At 71.8% G+C, this 19,246-nt stretch carries 19 protein-coding genes and 1 riboswitch; of the genes, 8 read left to right on the top strand and 11 right to left on the bottom strand.

The window, feature by feature from the left end:
• The first annotated feature begins 268 nt into the window (after positions 1 to 268).
• Positions 269 to 1,048, top strand: a complete 780-nt coding sequence (locus ACGFZ2_RS04445; protein WP_393261805.1) for an endonuclease/exonuclease/phosphatase family protein — start codon at positions 269 to 271, stop codon at positions 1,046 to 1,048.
• 15 nt (positions 1,049 to 1,063) lie between these two features.
• Positions 1,064 to 1,148, top strand: a riboswitch (ZMP/ZTP riboswitch).
• A 14-nt stretch (positions 1,149 to 1,162) separates the two neighbouring features.
• On the top strand, positions 1,163 to 2,029 hold the full coding sequence (locus tag ACGFZ2_RS04440; RefSeq protein WP_393450084.1) for a bifunctional 5,10-methylenetetrahydrofolate dehydrogenase/5,10-methenyltetrahydrofolate cyclohydrolase: 867 nt from the start codon (positions 1,163 to 1,165) through the stop codon (positions 2,027 to 2,029).
• 285 nt (positions 2,030 to 2,314) lie between these two features.
• On the opposite strand, the gene ACGFZ2_RS04435 is transcribed toward ACGFZ2_RS04440, so the two are convergent.
• Complete coding sequence (locus ACGFZ2_RS04435; RefSeq protein WP_393450081.1) at positions 2,315 to 3,787, bottom strand: MFS transporter; 1,473 nt, start codon at positions 3,785 to 3,787, stop codon at positions 2,315 to 2,317.
• A 128-nt stretch (positions 3,788 to 3,915) separates the two neighbouring features.
• Here ACGFZ2_RS04435 and ACGFZ2_RS04430 point away from each other — a divergent pair, with 128 nt between their 5' ends.
• Positions 3,916 to 4,818, top strand: coding sequence for a helix-turn-helix domain-containing protein (locus ACGFZ2_RS04430; RefSeq protein WP_393450078.1), 903 nt, complete (start codon positions 3,916 to 3,918; stop codon positions 4,816 to 4,818).
• Between the two features lie 15 nt (positions 4,819 to 4,833).
• On the opposite strand, the gene ACGFZ2_RS04425 is transcribed toward ACGFZ2_RS04430, so the two are convergent.
• Together ACGFZ2_RS04425 and ACGFZ2_RS04420 are read right to left on the bottom strand one after the other, a co-directional pair.
• Entirely contained in the window at positions 4,834 to 5,847 is a 1,014-nt protein-coding gene (locus tag ACGFZ2_RS04425; protein ID WP_393450076.1) for a hypothetical protein, read from the bottom strand.
• Positions 5,844 to 6,854, bottom strand: coding sequence for a tyrosine-type recombinase/integrase (locus ACGFZ2_RS04420; protein WP_393450074.1), 1,011 nt, complete (start codon positions 6,852 to 6,854; stop codon positions 5,844 to 5,846). Before ACGFZ2_RS04420 ends, ACGFZ2_RS04425 begins: the two co-directional genes overlap by 4 nt.
• 14 nt (positions 6,855 to 6,868) lie before the next feature.
• On the opposite strand from ACGFZ2_RS04420, the gene ACGFZ2_RS04415 reads away from it, so the two are divergent.
• The 3 genes from ACGFZ2_RS04415 (at position 6,869) to ACGFZ2_RS04405 (ending at position 9,009) form a co-directional block, all read left to right on the top strand.
• Positions 6,869 to 7,477, top strand: a complete 609-nt coding sequence (locus tag ACGFZ2_RS04415; protein ID WP_393450072.1) for an AAA family ATPase — start codon at positions 6,869 to 6,871, stop codon at positions 7,475 to 7,477.
• 91 nt (positions 7,478 to 7,568) lie between these two features.
• Positions 7,569 to 8,372, top strand: a complete 804-nt coding sequence (locus ACGFZ2_RS04410) for an ArsR/SmtB family transcription factor (protein WP_393450070.1) — start codon at positions 7,569 to 7,571, stop codon at positions 8,370 to 8,372.
• 49 nt (positions 8,373 to 8,421) lie between these two features.
• Positions 8,422 to 9,009, top strand: a complete 588-nt coding sequence (locus ACGFZ2_RS04405; protein ID WP_393450069.1) for a TIGR03086 family metal-binding protein — start codon at positions 8,422 to 8,424, stop codon at positions 9,007 to 9,009.
• A 268-nt stretch (positions 9,010 to 9,277) separates the two neighbouring features.
• On the opposite strand, the gene coaD is transcribed toward ACGFZ2_RS04405, so the two are convergent.
• Together coaD and ACGFZ2_RS04395 are read right to left on the bottom strand one after the other, a co-directional pair.
• Entirely contained in the window at positions 9,278 to 9,742 is a 465-nt protein-coding gene (coaD, locus tag ACGFZ2_RS04400) for a pantetheine-phosphate adenylyltransferase (protein WP_393450267.1), read from the bottom strand.
• A 319-nt stretch (positions 9,743 to 10,061) separates the two neighbouring features.
• Complete coding sequence (locus ACGFZ2_RS04395; RefSeq protein WP_393450068.1) at positions 10,062 to 11,018, bottom strand: helix-turn-helix domain-containing protein; 957 nt, start codon at positions 11,016 to 11,018, stop codon at positions 10,062 to 10,064.
• Here ACGFZ2_RS04395 and ACGFZ2_RS04390 point away from each other — a divergent pair.
• Positions 10,977 to 12,188: a saccharopine dehydrogenase family protein gene (locus tag ACGFZ2_RS04390; protein WP_393450065.1), complete on the top strand. Its 1,212-nt coding sequence runs from the start codon at positions 10,977 to 10,979 to the stop codon at positions 12,186 to 12,188. The genes ACGFZ2_RS04395 and ACGFZ2_RS04390 overlap by 42 nt on opposite strands.
• On the opposite strand, the gene ACGFZ2_RS04385 is transcribed toward ACGFZ2_RS04390, so the two are convergent.
• From ACGFZ2_RS04385 to ACGFZ2_RS04370, 4 genes are all read right to left on the bottom strand, one after another.
• Positions 12,173 to 14,560, bottom strand: coding sequence for an ATP-binding cassette domain-containing protein (locus ACGFZ2_RS04385; RefSeq protein ID WP_393450264.1), 2,388 nt, complete (start codon positions 14,558 to 14,560; stop codon positions 12,173 to 12,175). The two genes, ACGFZ2_RS04390 and ACGFZ2_RS04385, sit on opposite strands and share 16 nt — an antisense overlap.
• 237 nt (positions 14,561 to 14,797) lie before the next feature.
• Positions 14,798 to 15,004, bottom strand: a complete 207-nt coding sequence (locus tag ACGFZ2_RS04380) for a hypothetical protein (RefSeq protein WP_393450062.1) — start codon at positions 15,002 to 15,004, stop codon at positions 14,798 to 14,800.
• Positions 15,005 to 15,094: 90 nt separating this feature from the next.
• The gene (locus ACGFZ2_RS04375) at positions 15,095 to 15,505 is read right to left on the bottom strand and encodes a VOC family protein (protein WP_393450059.1); all 411 of its coding nucleotides are present in this window, start codon (positions 15,503 to 15,505) and stop codon (positions 15,095 to 15,097) included.
• A 5-nt stretch (positions 15,506 to 15,510) separates the two neighbouring features.
• Entirely contained in the window at positions 15,511 to 15,960 is a 450-nt protein-coding gene (locus ACGFZ2_RS04370; RefSeq protein ID WP_393450056.1) for a helix-turn-helix transcriptional regulator, read from the bottom strand.
• A 266-nt stretch (positions 15,961 to 16,226) separates the two neighbouring features.
• Between ACGFZ2_RS04370 and ACGFZ2_RS04365 the strand changes: the two genes are divergently transcribed.
• Positions 16,227 to 17,060, top strand: a complete 834-nt coding sequence (locus ACGFZ2_RS04365; protein ID WP_393261835.1) for a hypothetical protein — start codon at positions 16,227 to 16,229, stop codon at positions 17,058 to 17,060.
• A 115-nt stretch (positions 17,061 to 17,175) separates the two neighbouring features.
• Here ACGFZ2_RS04365 and ACGFZ2_RS04360 read toward each other — a convergent pair whose 3' ends face one another.
• Positions 17,176 to 18,144 carry a peptidoglycan DD-metalloendopeptidase family protein gene (locus ACGFZ2_RS04360; protein ID WP_393450053.1) on the bottom strand — a complete coding sequence of 323 codons (969 nt, stop codon included), beginning with the start codon at positions 18,142 to 18,144 and terminating at the stop codon, positions 17,176 to 17,178.
• Positions 18,145 to 18,360: 216 nt separating this feature from the next.
• Complete coding sequence (locus ACGFZ2_RS04355; protein WP_393261839.1) at positions 18,361 to 19,089, bottom strand: SDR family NAD(P)-dependent oxidoreductase; 729 nt, start codon at positions 19,087 to 19,089, stop codon at positions 18,361 to 18,363.
• Positions 19,090 to 19,246 lie beyond the last annotated feature (157 nt).

Below are 19,246 nucleotides of genomic sequence, written 5' to 3'. Positions count from 1 at the left end.
GGACATCATTTACGCCGCGGCGTCCCCGAAGAAGAACACTCCAACTCGGCGTGCACCGATGCCTCTCGATGCATACGGCGCGGCTCGGCGCATCCGCCAAAACTCGACCGGCACCCCCAACCCCGCCGGACGCACCACCGTCACCGGCCCCGACGCCGACGCCGACGCAACCACACACCCACCGCACCCACCGCCACGAACAGCACCACCGAACACCACAGCACCTTCAACACCCGGCAACCCTCCCACGGCCACGTAGTGTGCAACCGTGCGCCTGGCCACCTTCAACCTGCTGCACGGCCGGTCCCTCACCGACGGCCTCGTCGACCCCGACCGGCTCACCGCCGCCGTCACCGCCCTCGACGCCGACGTCCTCGCCCTTCAGGAAGTCGACCGCGACCAGAGCCGCAGCGGCAAACTCGACCTCACCGCCATCGCCGCCCGCGCCCTCGGCGCCGACGAACACCGCTTCGCCGCCGCCGTCGTCGGCACCCCCGGCGAACAGTTCCGCCCCCTGCGCCACGACGACGACGGACACGGCGAACCCTGCTACGGCGTCGGCCTCGTCACCCGCCACCGCGTCCGCAGCTGGCAGGTCACCCGCCTGCGCCCCGCCCCCGTACGCTCACCCGTCTACGTCCCCGGGCCCGGCGGCGGCCTCACCCTCCTGCACGACGAACCCCGCGTCGTCCTCGCCGCCGTCCTCGACACCCCACACGGCCACCTCACCGTCGCCGCCACCCACCTGTCCTTCGTCCCAGGCTGGAACGCCCACCAACTCCGCCAGACCGTCCGCGCCCTACGCACCCTGCCCGCGCCCCGCATCCTCCTCGGCGACCTGAACCTCCCCGCCGGCCCCGCCCGACTCCTCACCGGCTGGCGCCCCCTGGGCCGCCGCCCCACCTACCCCGCCGGGCAACCCCGCGTGCAACTCGACCACATCCTCGCCGACCGCCACGGCATCGACCGGCTCCCGCCCGTCACCGCCGTACACACCCCCCTGTCCGCCATCTCCGACCACCGCCCCCTCCTGGTCGACCTCGGCTGACCACCTGTGGCAAGCTGAACCCGACGCGACTGGCGGCCAGGGGATGGCAACAACCATCGGGGAGCTCCACGAGCAGAGGTCGACCGCCTGGGCCTCCGCTGGCAGAGGAGCACCATGCCCACCGCCCGACTCCTGCCCGGCGCCCCCGTCGCCGAGCGCATCCTCACCGACGTCGCCGCCGGCGTGACCGCCCTACGCGCCGCCGGCATCACCCCCAGCCTCGCCACCATCCTCGTCGGCGACGACGACGCCAGCGCCGGCTACATCCGCATCAAACAGCGCCAGGCCGCCGAACTCGGCTTCGACTCACCCCACATCCACCTGCCCGCCACCGCCACCCAGGCCGACCTGCACCGCGCCATCGCCGACTTCAACACCGCACCCGACGTCCACGGCCTGCTCATCCAACACCCCATCCCCAGCCACCTCGACTACGACCGGGCCCTGCAGACCATGGACCCCGACCTCGACGTCGACGGCATGCACCCGCTCAACATGGGACGACTCGCCCTCGGCCTGCCCGGCCCGCTGCCCTGCACCCCCGCCGGCATCGAAGCCCTGCTCGCCTTCCACGACATCCCCGTCGCCGGCCGCGACGTCGTCATCCTCGGCCGCGGCGCCACCCTCGGCCGCCCCCTCGCCCTGCTGCTCACCCAGAAACGCCCCACCGCCAACGCCGCCGTCACCGTCGTCCACACCGGCGTCCCCGACTGGGCCACCCACACCCGCCGCGCCGACATCCTCATCGCCGCCGCCGGCGTCCCCGGCATCATCCAGCCCGAACACGTCCGCCCCGGCGCCACCGTCATCGGCGGCGGCGTCCGCTACGAAGGACGCCGCCTGCTGCCCGACGTCGACGAGACCTGCGCCGACGTCGCCGGCGCCATCACCCCCCGCGTCGGGGGAGTAGGCCCCACCACCGTCGCGATGCTCTTCCGTAACGCCCTCGACGCCGCCCGCCGCGCCACCGGCCAGGCCTGATGCCGTCCGGCCCGGCGGCGAACGCCCTCGACGCCGGCCACCTCTGACATCGTCCGGGCCCGGCGGCGAACGCCCTCGACGCCGGGCCGGACACGACGGACCCCGGGTGGACCGGCCGCCGTAACCCCGGCCCACCCGACCACCTCGGGCCGCACCCGGCACCGGCAGCCCGGTTCCCGGATCAGAACGCCGGGGGAGCGAAACGCTCGTCCCGCTCCACGCGGGCCGCGAACACCAGCTCGATGACCCCGCCGAGACCGGCGAACGCCCACACGTGCCGGACGGTCACGCCCCCTCCCGCGCCGACGGAAGAACGAACCCGGCGAGGACCGCCGCCCCCACGCAGGCAAGGGCATTCACCCACACCGCGACCCCGACCCCCTGCAGCACCACACCCGACGCACCGGCGGCGACCGCCGTCACCACCGACGACATCACCGGCACACCAAGAGTGATCCCGACCTGCTGACTCATCGTCGCCAGCCCGGTCGCCAAACCCTGCTCCTCGGGCGGCAGCCCCGAGGTGGCCGTGACCATGAAACCGACGATCGCCACCAGATTCGCCACCCCACCGACGAACGTCGCCGCCAGCAACACCACCAGCCACACCCGATCGGCACCCAGGAACGCCAACGGCAACGTCGCCGCGGCCTGCACCGCGAACCCCACGACGATGGCCCGCTTGCCGCCGATCCGGGCGAGCAACCGAGGCGCCACCATTCCCCCCAACACGGTCCCGACCCCCAGCACCGCGAACGACAACCCCGCCGCGAGCGGCGAATAGCCCAGCACGTCCTGCAGGTAAAGGGTGAGCAGGAACACCAGCGACGTCTCCGTCGCGAACGCGAGCATCCCCGCCACGTTCCCCCAACCCACACCGCGGCGGGTCAGGACACGCACCGGAACGAGCGGCTCCGCCACCCGCCGCTCCACCATCCAGAACACCGCCAGCAACACCACCGCCGCCAGCAGCGACCCCCACGCCCGCGGATCACCCCACGACCGCCGCCCAGCCTCGGTGAGCCCGTACACCAGCGCCAGAAGACCACCGGTCACCGCCACCGCACCCGGCACGTCCAGCCGCGGCCGCCGCTGCGGCCGGCTCTCCGCGAGCACCGCCGGCGCGACCGCCAGCACCGCCACCGCGACCACGACGTTGATGAAGAACGTCCACCGCCAACTCCACAGATCCGTCAGCACACCGCCGAGGACGGCACCGGCGGTGAACCCCGCAGCCATCACCGCACCGTTGAGCCCGAGCGCCCGCTCACGCGCCGGCCCCTCCGGAAACGACGTCGTCAACAGCGACAGCGCCGCCGGCGTCACCGCCGCCGTCGCCAGACCCTGCACCACCCGCGCCGCCAACAACACCCCCGCGTCGTCCGCCAGCCCACCGACCAGCGACGACACCCCGAGCGCCGCCACCCCCACCAGGAACAGCCGCCGCCGACCGAACAGGTCCGCAACCCGACCGAACAGCAGCGTGAACCCCGCCGCGCACAACGCGAACGCCGTCACCACCCACTGCAGCCCCCCCAACGACAGGCCCACGTCCCGACCGATCGCCGGCAACGCCACGTTCAGGATCGAGAAATCGACCGCCAACGTGAAACTCGCCGTCAACAACACCAGCAGCGCGAGCCGCTGCCGGCCCGCCCCACCCTTCTCGACCCGCACCGCATCGGCGACCGACGCCGCCTCGACATTCACCATGACCAGGCTTCCCTCTTCCCGGGCCGGCCCCATGCCGCCCGTCACCCGGACACGCTCGCCGCCCACCCGGAAGCCAGCCAGACCCCTGACCCACGCAGCACCACGCCGCCTAGCACTCCCAGGGCCAGGCACGCCCCTGGCCGGGCCACCACGCCACCGGCAACAATGCAGGCATGAACACAGGGCGACCCTCCGGCGACCTCCCCGCATTCCTCCGGTCCCGCCGAGCCCGACTCACCCCCGAGGACGTCGGCATCACCTCCTACGGCCTCCGCCGCGTCCCCGGACTACGACGCGAAGAACTCGCCCAACTCGCCGGCATCAGCCCCACCTACTACATGCGCCTCGAGCAGGGCCAGAGCACCAACGCCTCCGACGCCGTCATCGACGCCCTCGCCCGCGCGCTGCGGCTCACCGCCGACGAACGCGCCCACCTCACCGACCTCGCCCGCCCGACCCGGGCCCGCCGCCGCCGTCCACCCCGCCCCGAACACGCCCGCGGCACCACCGTCCGCCTGCTCGACGCCATGCCGACCGTCCCCGCCGTGGTCATGGGACGACGCACCGAGGTACTCGCCTGGAACCCGCTCGGGCACGCCCTGCTCGCCGGCCACCTCGACCCCACCGCACCCGCCCGACCCGCCGACCGACCCAACCTCACCCGCATGCTCTTCCTCGACCCGCACACCCGCGAACTCCACCGCGACTGGCACGAGGAGGCCTGCCGCGCCGTCGCATCCCTGCGCCTGGTCGCCGGCCGCCACGTCGACGACCCCGCCCTCAACGAACTCGTCGGCGACCTCTGCGTCCGCAGCGACGAGTTCGCCGCCCTCTGGGCCAGCCATCCCGTCCACGGCTGCAGCACCGGACGCAAGCACCTGCACCACCCCGTCGTCGGCGACGTCGACGTCGACTTCGAGGTCCTCCACACCGCCGACGACACCGGGCAACGCCTCATCGCCCACGTCGCCGCCGACCCCCGCTCCGCCGCCGCACTGAGCCTGCTCGCCACCATCGAGGGCGGCGACCAACCCCGCCCCGGCCAGCACGACCGACACCGCAGCGCCACCCGCTGACCCGCCTCGTGGCGCTCACCGGCCCACGATCTGCTCCACCGTCGCCCACCACCCCGGCAGGAACGCCAACACCTCGTCCGCCCGCCGCCGCCGATCCGCCGCGGACGACACCCCCAGATCCGCCACCGCCGCCTCGAACGCCGGCGCCAACTCCACCCCCCGCTCCGGCGCGTCCACCGCCAGCACCGCATGACACCGCGCGTACGTCGCCACGATCCAGAACATCGCCTCCCGGTGACACCCCGCCGCCACCAACGCCGCACTGCCGTCCACCGCCACCACCCGCCCCGCCGGCGTGATGTCCGCACTGAAGAAGAACCGCGTCCGCGCCACCTGCGCCGCCACGTCGAACGTGCGCGCCAACCCCGCCAGATGCCCCGCCACGCGGCCCGCCGACACCCCACCGCCGTCCAAGAGGTCCAGCACCGCCACATACCGGTCCACCAGGCCGTACGCCGCCAACACCTCCCGCGCCACCACGTACCGCCGCCGCACCGTCGGCTCCACCAAACCCGCCACCAGCGGCAACACCGCCGTCAACGACGTCGGGAACAACCACCCCGTCACCTGCTCGTGCAACGCCCCCGAGTCGCCCACGCCCCGCAACCCGGCCTCGATCCGCGCCCGCACCCCCGCACACCGCCGCCGCACCCACACCGCGTCGGCGAACCCCGCCGACACCCGCGCCCGCAACCACGCCAGCCGCCCCGTCGGATCCAGCAGCACCCCGTCGCCCCGGAAACACCCCGCGAACACGAACGAACCCAACACGTCCTCCGGCGACCCCAGGTCCTCCCACGTCACGAACGTGACCTCCAGCAGCACCCCACCCCAGCGGAACTTCCCCAACTTCTCCGCCGGCTCCGACCGCACCACCAGCACGTCCACGTCCGACCACGGCGGCACCACCTCGCCCGCCGCCATCCCCAGCACCGACCCGCTGAGCAGCGCGCCCTCCACACCGGGCTCCCGCGCCGCGTACGCCCGCACCCATGCCGCCGCGACCGCGCGCGCCGCACCCGCCCTCACGACCCCGCCCCCCGCTCCGCCGGGGCCAGCGCCGCCAACGCCCGGTTGGTACGGTTGGACCGCACCGCCTCCCGCTGCTGCCCGGCCGTCACCTCGATGTAGGTCTGCGACGACGCCAGCGACGCGTGCCCCAGCAGCCGCATGATCTCCGCCGCGCTCGCCCCGTCCTCCGCCAACCGCGTCGCGAACGTGTGCCGCAACGCGTGCAACCGCGCCCCGCGCGGCACCCGGTCGGTGATGCCGGCCCGCCGGTAGCAGGACTCCACCAGATACTGCAGTCCGCCCCGGCGCAGCGGCTCACCCCGGCGGTCCACCAGCAGCGGCGCGTCCGGCCGCACCGTCCGCGACCCGAACCGGCGGGCGCGGCTGTCCAGGTAGTCCACCAGCACCCGGTCCAGCTCCGGCTCGACCGGCACCACGCGTGGTCGCCCGCCCTTGCCGGCGACGTCGACGCGCCGCTCACCCGGGCGACCCGCCAGCGAACCCACCCGCAACGCCAGCAGTTCCGACAGCCGCAGCCCCGCGCACAGCGCCAACGCCAGCACCGCCACGTCCCGCTCCGGCCACGGGTCGCGCTGCCGGCCCTCCTGCCGCGCCACCGAGGCCAGCAGTTGCTCCGGGGTGTCCGCCCCACGCAGGGGCTTGGGCTGGGGGAGCGGCGCCCGGGGCCGCCCGACCGCCGGCATCGGGTTGCCGGCGACGACGCCGTCGGCGACCAGGAAGGAGAAGAAGCTGTTCCAGGTGGACCAGGCCCGGTGTACCGAGGCGGCCGCCCGGGGAGCGGCGAATCGGGCGAAGGCCGCCCGCATGACCCGGGGAGTAAGGGCGGTGAGCGGCAACTCGTCGAGGGGGAGGGGAGGGGCGGTCTCCTCGGCCGCCAACGCGGCGACAGTGCGCAGGTCCCGCCGGTACGCCTCCAGCGTGTGGGGGGAGGGCTTGCGGGTGGCGCGGGCGGTCAGGAACTCCTCGATCAATCGCAGTACCGATTCGTCCTGTTCGTCATGCATAAGGACCATTATGCATGAATTTCGTGTTCGCCGGCAACGGCGGGAAGAAGGGGGAGAGCGTGCAACGCTACGTGCTCACCGGCGCGCCCGGGGCGGGAAAGACGACGCTCGCCGACGCGCTACGACGTCGTGGGTGGAGCGTCGTCGCCGAGGCGGCCACCGACGTCATCGCCGCGGGGCAGGCGCGCGGCGATGACGAACCGTGGCGCGGGGTGGGCTTCGTCGACGCCGTGGCGCGGTTGCAGCGTGAACGGCGGGAGGCGGCCGGGTCGCGGGGGCCGGTGCAGGTTCACGACAGGTCTCCGCTGTGCACCCTGGCGCTCGCCCGGCACCTGGGCTGCCCCGTCGGGCCGACGCTCGCCGCCGAGGTGGAGCGGGTGCTCCGGGAGGGGGCCTACCAGCGTCCGGTGTTCCTCGTCGAGCCGCTCGGCTTCGTGACCCGCACCGCCGCCCGCCGGATCGACTACGCCGAGTCGCTGGCGTTCGCCCGTGTCCACGAGCAGGTCTACCGGGAGCACGGCCACGAACTCATCGCCGTCCCGCCCGCCCCGGTGGCGGCGCGGGTCGCGCTGGCGGAGGCGCACCTGCGGCGGCTCGCCGGCCTCCCGCAGGGTCCCGGCTGACGGGGGGGCGGGGTCTCCGCGCGGCGCGCTCGTGTGCCCGATCGGTGGAAGGGGGTGGATTATGCAGGCGGATACCTGCATAATCGGCGAGGTGAGCGCAGAGGCGGGAGAGATGGACCAGGTCTTCAAGGCACTGGCCGACCCCACCCGACGGCTTCTGCTCGACCGCCTGCGGGAACACAACGGGCAGACGTTGCGGGAGCTCTGCGAGCGCCTCGACATGGCGCGCCAGTCGGCGACCCAGCACCTAGACGTCCTCGTCCGGGCCAATCTCGTCACCGTCGTACGGCGCGGACGCGAGCGGCTGCACTACCTGAACCCGACGCCGATCCACGAGATCGAGGAGCGCTGGATCTGGGGCTTCGAGAGGCGCCGCCTGCAAGCAATCAGTGCCATCAGGAACCAGGCAGAGGAGCACACCATGACCAACACGGCCACGGCCCCGCCGACCTACGTCTACGTCACGTACATCCGCGCCAGCGCCGAACAGGTGTGGCAGGCCCTGACGGACGCGGACCTGACGGCCTCCTACTGGGGACACGCCAACGTCTCCGACTGGCAGCCGGGGTCCACCTGGGAGCACCGGCGCGCCGACGGGTCAGGCGACCTCGACGCCGTCGGGCGAGTCGTCGAGGCCGAGGCGCCGGCACGCCTGGTGATCACCTTCGCGGCGCCGGGCGACGAGCCGCCCGCGGGCCCGTCGGTCGTCACGTTCCTCGTCGAGCCGCACCAGGACTTCGTCCGCCTCACCGTGACCCACGAGAATCTCACCGACCAGGAGATGCACACCGGGATCTCGCAGGGCTGGCCCGCCATCCTCGCGAATCTCAAGTCGCTGCTCGAGACCGGGGAGGCCCTTTCCTCGGCACCGTGGGAGATGTCGACGGACGCCTGAGACATCCTGGCCACGCCACCCCCGCCACCCGTTGCCGAAGGAGACCCTCGTGACCGCATCACCCCCGACCCCGCTCGCCGACAGTGTCGCGCTGTTCCAGCGGTCCGCCGACTACGCGCTCGGAGCCCTGTCGGCCGTCGGCGACGCCGACCTCGACCGGCCGACCCCGTGCGCCGGCTGGGACCTGCGGACGTTGGTGCTGCATCTCGCCGACGCCGCCGACGCCCTCACCGACTTCGCCGCCACGGGAGAGCTGGTCCTTCCGGCGTCACCGCGAGCGGGCGAGGCCGACCCCGTGGCCGTCGCGCGGGAGCGCACCCAGCGCCTGCTCGACGCGGTGCGTACGGCGGTGCACGACGACGCGCAGCACCCCGCCCAGGCCGCGTGGGCGGGCGGTGCCGCGCGCGGCGGCGCGATCGAGTTCGCGGCGCACGGGTGGGACATTGCCACCGCCTGCGGCGCGGACCGGGAGATGCCCGCCGGGCTGGCCACCGAGCTTCTCGCGTTGTCCGCGTCGCTGATCGGCGAGCAGGCCCGCCAGTCCCGGTTCGACCCGCCCGTGCCGGTCCCGTCCGGCGCGGCGCCGGGCGACCGCCTCGTCGCCTTCCTCGGCCGGGATCCCGCCACACGTCCGTGAGGTTGCCCCCTGTGCCATATGAGGGCGGGCGGGCGCCGGGGAGGAGCGATATTCGGTCTACTTGACATAATGTGCATTATCGAACCAGGCTGTATCGGCGCGCGACCTCGTTGTTCTTCTCATTCCGTGTGCTGCGGCCAGTGGCCGTCCGGCCGCGCGTCTGGCCTACGCGTTGCCGGAGATTAGAGCGCAGCTCGCTGATCGCGGCGTGTTACTTCTCGCCGGCCGTACCGTCGCGGGCCAAACCGAACATCGTCAGGCTCGCCTGTCACCGGTGCATGGGCTTCCAGCGAGAAGGGCGCGGCTGGGTCGCAGCGGCGCGGACCACGGTCGAGGAGATCGTCGCCAGTTCGGGCCGAGCCGGCATGAACAGGGTCGTGATGCCCAGCGTCTCGTTCATGGCCGCCAGCTGATACTCGCGCTCCGCGTCGACGGCGTTCCGTACGCCACGGATGATCACTCCGGCTCCGTGTTGCCGGCAGTAGGCCACGGTCAACCCGCTCCAGGCTGCGACTGTCACGTTCTCCCAGCCCGCCGGGAGAACGGCACGGATCTCCAGCGCGCGTTCCGCACCGGTCTTGGTAGGCCGCTTCTCATCGTTGACCGCGACCAGCACCGTTACCTGGTCGAACAAGCGCCGCGCCCGATCAACGAGATCCCGATGACCGTCAGTGAAGGGGTCGAACGTTCCGGGATAGACAGCTCGGGAGCTTCGGGGATCGCCCACAGGCATGTGAAGCACCGACACATGCTATCTGCCGTCCGGGTGGCTCACCTCGGCCGCACGGAACCGGGTGCTCCTGGTCCGGCGGTCGGACAGCGGCGAGTGGGCTTTCACGATCGGGCGCCTGGAGCCCGGCGAGCAGCCTCCCAGCGCTACCGATGCCGCGATCCGCTAGAAGTGGATCGATGCGCAGGTGGGCACCGCTCCCCCGTGTCCCAGCCCGTACGGTCGGCTTCGCGTTGTCGTTGCATCGTCGGCTGGGTCAACCAGGGCGAATGGGAGCGGTCAGAGTCCCGCCGCCCGACGATCGAGCGGTCGGAGTGGGTGATCACGATTCTGATGCGGGCCCGGCGCTGCGGAAGGTGCGACGGTAGGCGTCCGGCGGTATGCCGACGGTGCGGTTGAAGTGTCGGCGTAGCGTCGTGGCGGTTCCCATGCCGGCCGCCTGGGCGATGGCGTCGATGCTGTTGTCGGTGTTCTCCAGCAGCTCCTGGGCCCGACGGATCCGCTGCGTCGACAGCCACTGCAGCGGGGTGGTGCCTGTTGCCGACTTGAAGTGGCGGGCCAGGTTGCGCGAGCTCATGTTCGCCTGGCGGGCCAGGTCCTCCACGGTCAGCGGACGGTTCAGCCGTTCCATCGCCCAGGGGAAAAGGTCGGCGAGGGGGTGGTCGTCGCGGGCGGGCACCGGGGTGGTGACGAACTGGGCCTGGCCTCCGGCGCGGTGTGGCGGCACTACCAGGCGGCGGGCGACGGCGTTGGCGACCGTCGCGCCGTGGTCGCGGCGGATCAGGTGCAGGCACAGGTCGATCGCGGCGGCTTTGCCGGCGGAGGCGAGCACGTTGCCGTTGTCGACGTAGAGCACGTCCGGGTCGACCTGGACCCGGGGGTAGCGGGCGGCCAGCGCCTCGGTGTGGGCCCAGTGGGTGGTCGCGCGCAGCCCGTCCAGCACCCCGGCGGCGGCCAGCACGAACGCTCCGGTGCACAGCGAGACCATCCGAGCGCCCGCCTCGTGGGCCGCGCGGACGGCGTCGAGCAGGTCGGGTGGCATGTCCGCGTCGATGTCTGCCACGCCAGGGATGATCACGGTGTCGGCGCGGGTGAGTCGGTCCAACCCGTCGTCGGGTTCCATGCGGAATCTGCCGATCCGGACCGGGCCCGGGCCGCAGACCACGAGGTCGTACCACGGGTCTGCCAGGCCGGAGGGGTCGCGGACGAAGACCTCGCAGGCCATGGCGAGCTCGAAGTGCAGCATCGCGTCGGTGGCGGCGAGCGCGACAGTGGCCATGTCCGAAATTGTATGGGGCATGGCGTTCCAGACACTGGTTCGGGGCCGGTCGCTGCCGAGAGGATCTTCTCAGTCGATCTTTCGCGGAGCGTGGAGGAACTGCAGATGGGTTCGGGTCGTACGGTGGCGGTGTTCGGTGCGTACGGACACACGGGGCGGTTCGTGGTGACGGAGTTGCGCGATCGCGGGTTCGTTCCGCTGCTCGTCGGTCGTGACGTGGGTAGGCTTCAGGCGTTGGCGGCGTCGCATTCGGGGCTCGAATTCCGGGTGGCGTCGGTCGATGATCCGGTCTCGCTCGACCAGGCGTTGAAGGGCGCTGCCGCGGTCGTCAACTGTGCCGGCCCGTTCGCCTCGACCGCGGCTCCCGTGATCGAGGCCGCCCTGCGTACCGGGGTCCCGTACGTGGACGTGGCGGCTGAGATCGAGGCCAACCTCGACACGTTCACGCACTTCACGGACCGCGCTCGGAGCGCGGGCGTCGCGGTGGTCCCGGCGATGGCCTTCTTCGGTGGACTCGGCGATCTGCTGGTCACGGCGGCGATGGGCGATTGGACGGCGGCCGACGAGGCGCACGTCGCGTACGGACTGAGTAGTTGGCACCCCACGGCCGGGACCCTCGCCTCCGGCACCGTCTCCCGGGAGCGGCGCGATGGCCGACGTGTCCGCTACACCGGTGGCAAGCTGGAGTATTACGTCGACGAGTGCGCCCTGCCGACCGTGGAATGGGACTTTCCCGCTCCGATGGGCCGCCGGACCGTCCTCGGCGGGTTCACGATGGCTGACGTCGTCACGGTCCCCAGCCACCTGTCCATCCCCGAGGTGCGCACGTACATGACCGCCGACGCAGCCGAGGACCTTGCCGCTGCGGACGCGCCCGCGCCGGCTGCGGTCGACGAGTTCGGCCGGTCCGCGCAGACGTTCACCGTCGACGTCGTCGTGCGCGCCGGCGACACGCAGCGACGCGTCGTGGCCAGCGGCCGGGACATCTACGCCATCAGCGCGCCGCTGGCGGTCGAAGCGGTCCATCGCATTCTCGGCGGTCGGACGAGGACGAGCGGCGTCGCCTCCGCCGGCGAGATCTTCGACGCGCCCGACTTCCTCCGCGCGCTGTCCGCGCACATCGCGCTCGTACCGCCGCGTTCGGAGGGTCTCGGTCAGCTGCCGACGTAGGCCGCCAGGTGCTCGCCGGTGAGCGTGGCGCGGGCGGCGACGAGGTCGGCGGGTGTGCCCTCGAAGACGATCCGGCCACCGTCGTGGCCGGCGCCGGGACCCAGGTCGATGATCCAGTCGGCGTGTGCCATGACCGCCTGGTGGTGTTCGATGACGATGACCGACTTGCCGGCGTCGACGAGCCGGTCCAGCAGGCCGAGCAGTTGCTCGACGTCGGCGAGGTGCAGACCGGTGGTCGGCTCGTCGAGGACGTAGACGTCTCCCTTCTCTGCCATCTGCGTGGCGAGCTTGAGCCGCTGCCGCTCGCCGCCGGACAGCGTGGTGAGCGGCTGGCCGAGGCTGAGGTAGCCGAGCCCGACGTCCGCGAGCCGGTCGAGGATCTTGTGGGCGGCCGGCGTGCGCGCCTCGCCGTCGGAGAAGAACTCCTCGGCCTCGGTCACCGACATCGCGAGCACCTCGGCGATGTTCCGGCCGCCCAGCGTGTACTCCAGCACCGACGCCTGGAACCGCTTGCCCTCGCACTCCTCGCAGACGGACTCGACGGTGGCCATGACGCCCAGGTCGGTGTAGATGACGCCGGCGCCGTTGCAGCCTGGGCAGGCGCCCTCGGAGTTGGAGCTGAACAGCGCCGGCTTCACGCCGTTGGCCTTCGCGAACGCCTTGCGGATCGGGTCGAGCAGGCCGGTGTACGTCGCCGGGTTGCTCCGTCGCGATCCGCGGATCGCGCCCTGGTCGATGACGACCACGCCGTCGCGGCCGGCGACCGAGCCATGGATCAGTGAGCTCTTGCCGGAGCCGGCGACGCCCGTGAGCACGCAGAGCACCCCGAGTGGGATGTCGACGTCCACGTCCTGGAGGTTGTGCGTCGACGCGCCGCGGATCTCCAGGGCGCCGGAGGACGAACGCACCGACTTCTTGAGGGTGGCCCGGTCGTCCAGGTGCCGCCCGGTGAGCGTGTCGCTGGCCCGCAGCCCGTCGACGGTGCCCTCGAACACCACCTCGCCGCCCTCGGTGCCAGCCCGCGGGCCCAGGTCCACGACGTGGTCGGCGATCGCGATCACTTCCGGCTTGTGCTCCACGACCAGCACGGTGTTGCCCTTGTTGCGTAGCTGCAGCAGCAGCTCGTTCATCCGCTGGATGTCGTGGGGGTGCAGGCCGATGGTGGGCTCGTCGAAGACGTAGGTGACGTCGGTGAGCGACGAGCCGAGGTGGCGGATCATCTTGGTGCGTTGGGCCTCTCCCCCGGACAGGGTGCCGGCCGGCCGGTCGAGCGAGAGATAGCCCAACCCGATCTCCGTGAACGAGTCGAGGAGGTGTTGCAGCCCGGTGAGCAGTGGGGCGACCGACGGCTCGTCGAGGTCCCGGATCCATTCGGCCAGGTCGCTGATCTGCATCGCGCAGAGGTCGGCGATGTTCTTCCCCTTGATCTTCGACGACTGGGCCTCCTTGCTGAGCCGGGTGCCGTCGCATTCGGGGCAGGTCGTGAACGTTACCGCCCGCTCCACGAAGGCGCGGACGTGCGGCTGCAGTGAGTCGACGTCCTTGGACAGGTAGGACTTCTGGACCTGCGGGATCAGCCCCAGGTACGTCAGGTTGATCCCGTCGACCTTGATCTTGGTGGGTTCCTTGTGGAGAAGGTCGTCCAGCTCCTTCTTCGTGTACTTGCGGATCGGCTTTTCGGGGTCGAACATGCCGCCGTCGCGGAAGATGCGGCCGTACCAGCCGTCCATGCTGTAGCCGGGAACGGTGATAGCGCCCTCGTTGAGGGACTTGCTGTCGTCGTACAGCTGGGTCACGTCGATGTCGTTGACCGAGCCCATGCCCTCGCAGCGCGGGCACATGCCGCCGAGACGGGTGAAGGTCGCCTTCTCGGTCTTCGTCTTGCCGGCGCCACGCTCGACGGTGATCGCGCCGCTGGCCTTCACCGAGGGGACGTTGAAGGAGTACGCGTTGGGCGGGCCGATGTGGGGCTGCGCGAGCCGACTGAACAGGATGCGCAGCATCGCGTTCGCGTCGGTGGCGGTGCCGACGGTGGAGCGCGGGTTGGACCCCATCCGTTCCTGGTCGACGATGATCGCGGTCGTCAGCCCCTCCAGCCGGTCGACCTCTGGCCGTGCGAGTGTCGGCATGAAGCCCTGCACGAAGGCGCTGTAGGTCTCGTTGATCATCCGCTGCGATTCCGCGGCGATCGTGTCGAAGACCAGGGAGCTCTTGCCCGAGCCGGAGACGCCGGTGAAGACCGTGAGCCGGCGCTTCGGGATCTCGACGGTGACGTCCTTGAGGTTGTTCACGCGCGCGCCGTGCACACGGATCAGGTCGTGGTTGTCGGCAACGTGCGGCGCGGGCGACTGCGGGTCCGTCCTCGGGGCCATGCTCATCGTGTCTCCATCTGTTGGGCGGGCCGCCTTCGCGGTCTGCGTCGGCGTCGCCTGGCTCGATCTGACGCGCTTCGCGCAGTGTGTCTGGTTCTCCTTGGTCGGCGCGGTCGCGGCAACGTTCCGTTGTCTGCCTGATCGTCCGGCTGACGCCGGCCGGAGTCGCGTTCGGCGTACGAACCAAGATATCCACGCCGCTTCGGCCCGTGCAGCCTCCGACCGCCCGGCCGGGCGTCAGACCAACCAGTGGCTGTCGCGCATCAGCTCGCGGTCGGGCATCTCGTTCACCTCGCGGCAGGTCTGGGTGCGGCGCGGGGAGATGCGGAACCAGCGGTACGGCGTGGCCGGCGCGCGCGGGTCGAAGCCGGTGCGCGCGACGAAGTCATCCCGTTTCTGCGGCAGCGCGTCGATCTCGAGAACCTCGGTCTTCCCCTCGATCATGGGGATGTCGCGGGGGGGGCCCACCGGCGTCGTGCGTGGGCTCGTTCACGGTGCCGTCTGTCTGGGGCGTGGCTGCGATCGCCGGGCGGCTCAGCGCAGCTCCTGGATGCGGATCATGTTGCCGGCGGGGTCGCGGAACGCGCAGTCGCGGACGCCGTACGGCTGCTCGGTCGGCTCCTGGACCACCTCGGCGCCGCTGCCTTCCAGCTTCGCGAAGGTGTCGTCGAGGTCGGGGGTGGCCAGGTTGACGCCGAAGTAGCTGCCCTTGGCCATCAGTTCGAGGATGGTGCGGCGCTCGTCGTCGGTGATGCCGGGGCTGGCGGTCGGCGGGTGCAGGACGATGGACGTGTCGGGCTGGTCGGCGGGGCCGACCGTGATCCAGCGCATCCCTCCGTGGCCGACGTCGTTGCGGACCTCGAAGCCGAGGGTGTCGCGGTAGAAGGCCAGGGAGGCGTCCGGGTCGGTGTGCGGGAGGAAGCTCGAGTGAATGGTGATGTTCATGGCAGTCACGCTAGTTGCGGCTCGGGGCGGGGGGCTTCTCGATTCCTGATCGGTCTGGTCACCTGTTTCGCGATGCACGGCGGAATCTCCGCGCTCGCGGGTGCTGTCCGGGCGCGATAGGTGCTGGGCGGCACGCCGACCAACTCGGTGAAGCGGGTGCTGAAGGTGCCCAGTGAGGAGCAGCCGACCGCGAAGCAGACCTCGGTGACGCTGAGGTCGCCACGACGCAGCAGCGCCATCGCGCGCTCGATGCGCCGCGTCATCAGATAGGCGTACGGCGACTCGCCGTACGCGGCGCGGAACTGGCGGCTGAGGTGTCCGGCCGACATGTTGACGCCGCGGGCGAGCGCCTCGACGTCCAGCGGCTGCGCGTACTCCCGGTCGATCCGGTCGCGGACGCGGCGCAGCCGCGTGAGGTCGCGCAGGCGCTGCTCCAGGTCCGGTCTGCTGGTCACATGCGGATCGTACGTCGCGGTCGACACCAGGTCCGTTGGGTCGGCGCGGTCGGTGCCGGGTTGTCGCCCCCGGGCGCGCCCGGGGGCGACGGCCGACGCCACGGGTGGGCGGTATGTGCCGATTGTGGCCGCCGCTCCCCTGCCGCCGTGTCGGTTTCCACCAAAGATCCGGCGGGGATGCGCCTCGATGTTGACCGCTTGGGATAGCGTGTCGTCGCTCTGTCTGGGGAGATCTCCAGAGTCCTTCGGGGGAAAGAAGCTGTCACGTGTCACTTTGGAAGAAGACCACTGTTCTGGCGGTCTCCGCGCTCACGGCACTCGCGGTGACTGCCTGCGGCTCGAAGCCCGGCTCGGACGCGCCGGCGCAGCCCAGCGTGCTGGAGCTGCTCGCCAGCGATCTCAAGGGTTCGTTGCAGAAGACGATCGACGCCACCGACAAGAGCGAGTCGGTGACGGTGACGATGCAGGGCACGGCGGGCGGCGAGAAGATCTCGGTGCAGGGCGTGGTCGATCTGGGAGACCCGGTTAAGGCCGAGATGACGACGGCGGGCCCGGACGGCAGCCCGACGGTCGTCCGGATGATCGGCAGCGTGGTCTACGTCGAGATCCCGGCGAAGGACCGCGCGAGCATCGGCGGGAAGCGCTGGATGAAGCTGGACCTGGCCGCGGCCGGCGAGCAGGCGGGGATGGACTTCACCAAGCAGTTCGAGGACATCGACCCGACCAAGCAGGTCAAGACGCTGCTCGCCACCGAGGGTGTCACGGTCGTCGGCGAGGAGACGGTGAACGGGGCGCGCACGGTCCACTACACCGTCACTGCTCCGGTGGCGACCTACCTGGGGCAGCTCGACGCCGAGTTGCGGTCGGGCGTCGAGCAGCAGTACGCCAAGCAGGGCGTCAAGGAGCTCACGATCGACCTCTGGGTCGACGAGCAGTACCGGCCGCGCCGGGCGAGCCTGGACATGGGCAAGATGGGCGACATGACGGTCGACTACACCGACTACGGCAAGGCGGCGAACGTCGAGACGCCGCCTGCGGCGGAGACCGCCGACTTCGCCGAGATGCTGCAGGGCCTGAAGGGCGCGTCTACCGGCAACTGACCAGAGCCAGGATGCTGCCCGGCCGGTGATCTCTCCGGCCGGGCAGTGTCGTCTCAAGAGGACGTCGTGTCAGCCCGGGCGCGGCCAGAGGGCGCACTCGTGGCGGTGTCCGGGGTCAGATGAGCACGCTCCATGTGACGGGGCCGACGAGGCCGTCGGCGACGAGGCCGTTGCGGCTCTGGAAGCCGCGTACGGCGTTGGCGGTGACCGAGCCGAAGGAGCCGTCGACGAGGAGGTTGGCGCCGCGGGCGTTGAGGGCGGTCTGGAGGCCGCGTACGAGGTCGCCGGAGTTGCCTTCCCGTAGGGGCAGGATGAGGGCGGTCCAGGTGATCGGGCCGGCGAGGCCGTCGGCGTAGAGGCCGCGGCTGGTCTGGAACGACCTGACGGCGGAGGTGCAGGCCGGTCCGAAGACGCCGTCGACGACGACGGTGATGCCGCGGGCCCGCAGGAGGTACTGGATGGTGCGGGGCACCCATCCGGAGGCGCCCTGGCTGACGCTCGGGTAGCCGGTGCTGCCGACGGGGGCCGTCGCGCCGAGGGTGATGCCGCGGTTGGCGAGGAAGATCCGGGGGTCGGTGGAGGTCAGTCGGGGGCGGTGGATCTCGAAGTGCAGGTGCGGGCCGCTGGAGTTGCCGGTGTTGCCCATGAGGCCGATCAGTTGTCCGCAGCTGACCCGCTGGCCGACGTCGACCAGGACGCGGTGGAGGTGGCCGTAGTAGGAGAAGTAGCTGTCGGCGTGGTTGAGGTGGACGCTGTTGCCGGTGCGTCCGGGCAGGGGCCCGCTGGTGGTGTCGCCCGGGTACGAGTTGGTCTTGATGTCGCGGACCGTGCCGTCGGCGGTGGCGTAGACGGGGGTGCCCTGGTTGTTGGCGACGTCCCAGCCGGTGTGGGTGGGGCGGCTGGGGGTCTTGTAGCCGGAGGTCAGGGTGCCGAGGGTGGGGTTGCTCCAGCCGGCGACGGCCGCCATGGCGGGGCTCGGCATACCGACGACGCCGATGCCGACGCCGGTGCCCAGTGCGGTGAGGAGGGTGCGGCGCCGGGCGGGCGTGTCGAGCAGGCGGCGTGTTCCCAGGTCGTCGCTCATCGGGTCTCCCCTGTTCGGGCCCGTGGTGTCCGGGCACCCGGTCGAGTGATGGGCGTCGATCGTAAATGATCTGTATCGGCCGGGGCAATCGGTGAAACTTTCCTACCGATCGGGTGGCCGCGCCCCTGCGCGGACGCCTCCGCTCACGAGCCCGCGTCGACGAGCCGGGGACGGCGGGCGAGGACGAGGGTGGTGCGCAGGCGCAGCATGCGACGGCTACAGGCCACCGGCGACGCGTAGGACGGTGCCGGTGGTGTAGGTGGCGTCGGGGCCGAGGAGCCAGGCGATGGCGGCGGCGACCTCGTCGGGTTCGCCGGGGCGGCCGAGGGGGATGCGGTCGGCGGCGGTGTCGGGTCGGTCGGGTCGGCCGGACAGGGCGTGGATGTCGGTGCGGATGATGCCGGGGGCGACGGCGTTGACGCGGATGCCGCGGGGGGCGAGTTCCTTGGCGAGGCCGGTGGTGAGGGTGTCCGTGGCGGCCTTGACGGCGGCGTAGTGGACGTACTCGCCGGGGCTGCCGAGGGTGGCCGCGGCGGAGGAGACGTTGACGATGGCGGCGCCGCGACCCATCCGGCGGGCGGCCTGCTGGGCGCACAGGACGTAGCCGACGAGGTTGACGTCGACGACGTGGCGCAGGTCGGCCGGGTCGAGGTCGACGAAGGCGCCGATGGGGCTGGTGACGCCGGCGTTGTTGACCAGGCCGGTGATCGGGCCGAGGTCGGCGGCGGCGTCGAACAGGGCGGCGACCCGCTCGGGGTCGCGGGTGTCGGCGGGCACGGCGAGGCCGCGTACGCCGGTGGCGTGGAGGTCGGCGAGCACCTTGTCGGCGGCGTCGCGGTCACGGCGGTAGCCGAACACGACGTGGTGGCCGGCGTGGGCGAGGCGGCGGGCGGTGGCCGCGCCGATGCCGCGGCTGCCGCCGGTGATGACGGTGACGGGATTCAATGCGCCTCTCCCCTGCCGTGGCTGCTGGGCCGACGTTACCGCGACCGGCGCGCCTGCTGCGGGAGGGGAAGGTCACACGGGCGGTCGGTGGCGGCGGGTGTGGGGGTGGGCGGCCCGGTCGCCGCATACGCTCGGCGCGACCCTGGTGACGACGGTG

Source organism: Micromonospora sp. NPDC048063, assembly GCF_043202855.1.
In the GTDB taxonomy this organism is placed as follows: Bacteria; Actinomycetota; Actinomycetes; order Mycobacteriales; family Micromonosporaceae; genus Micromonospora.
The sequence above is the reverse complement of the archived record's forward strand: the minus strand, read 5'-3'. Positions and strand labels throughout refer to the sequence as shown.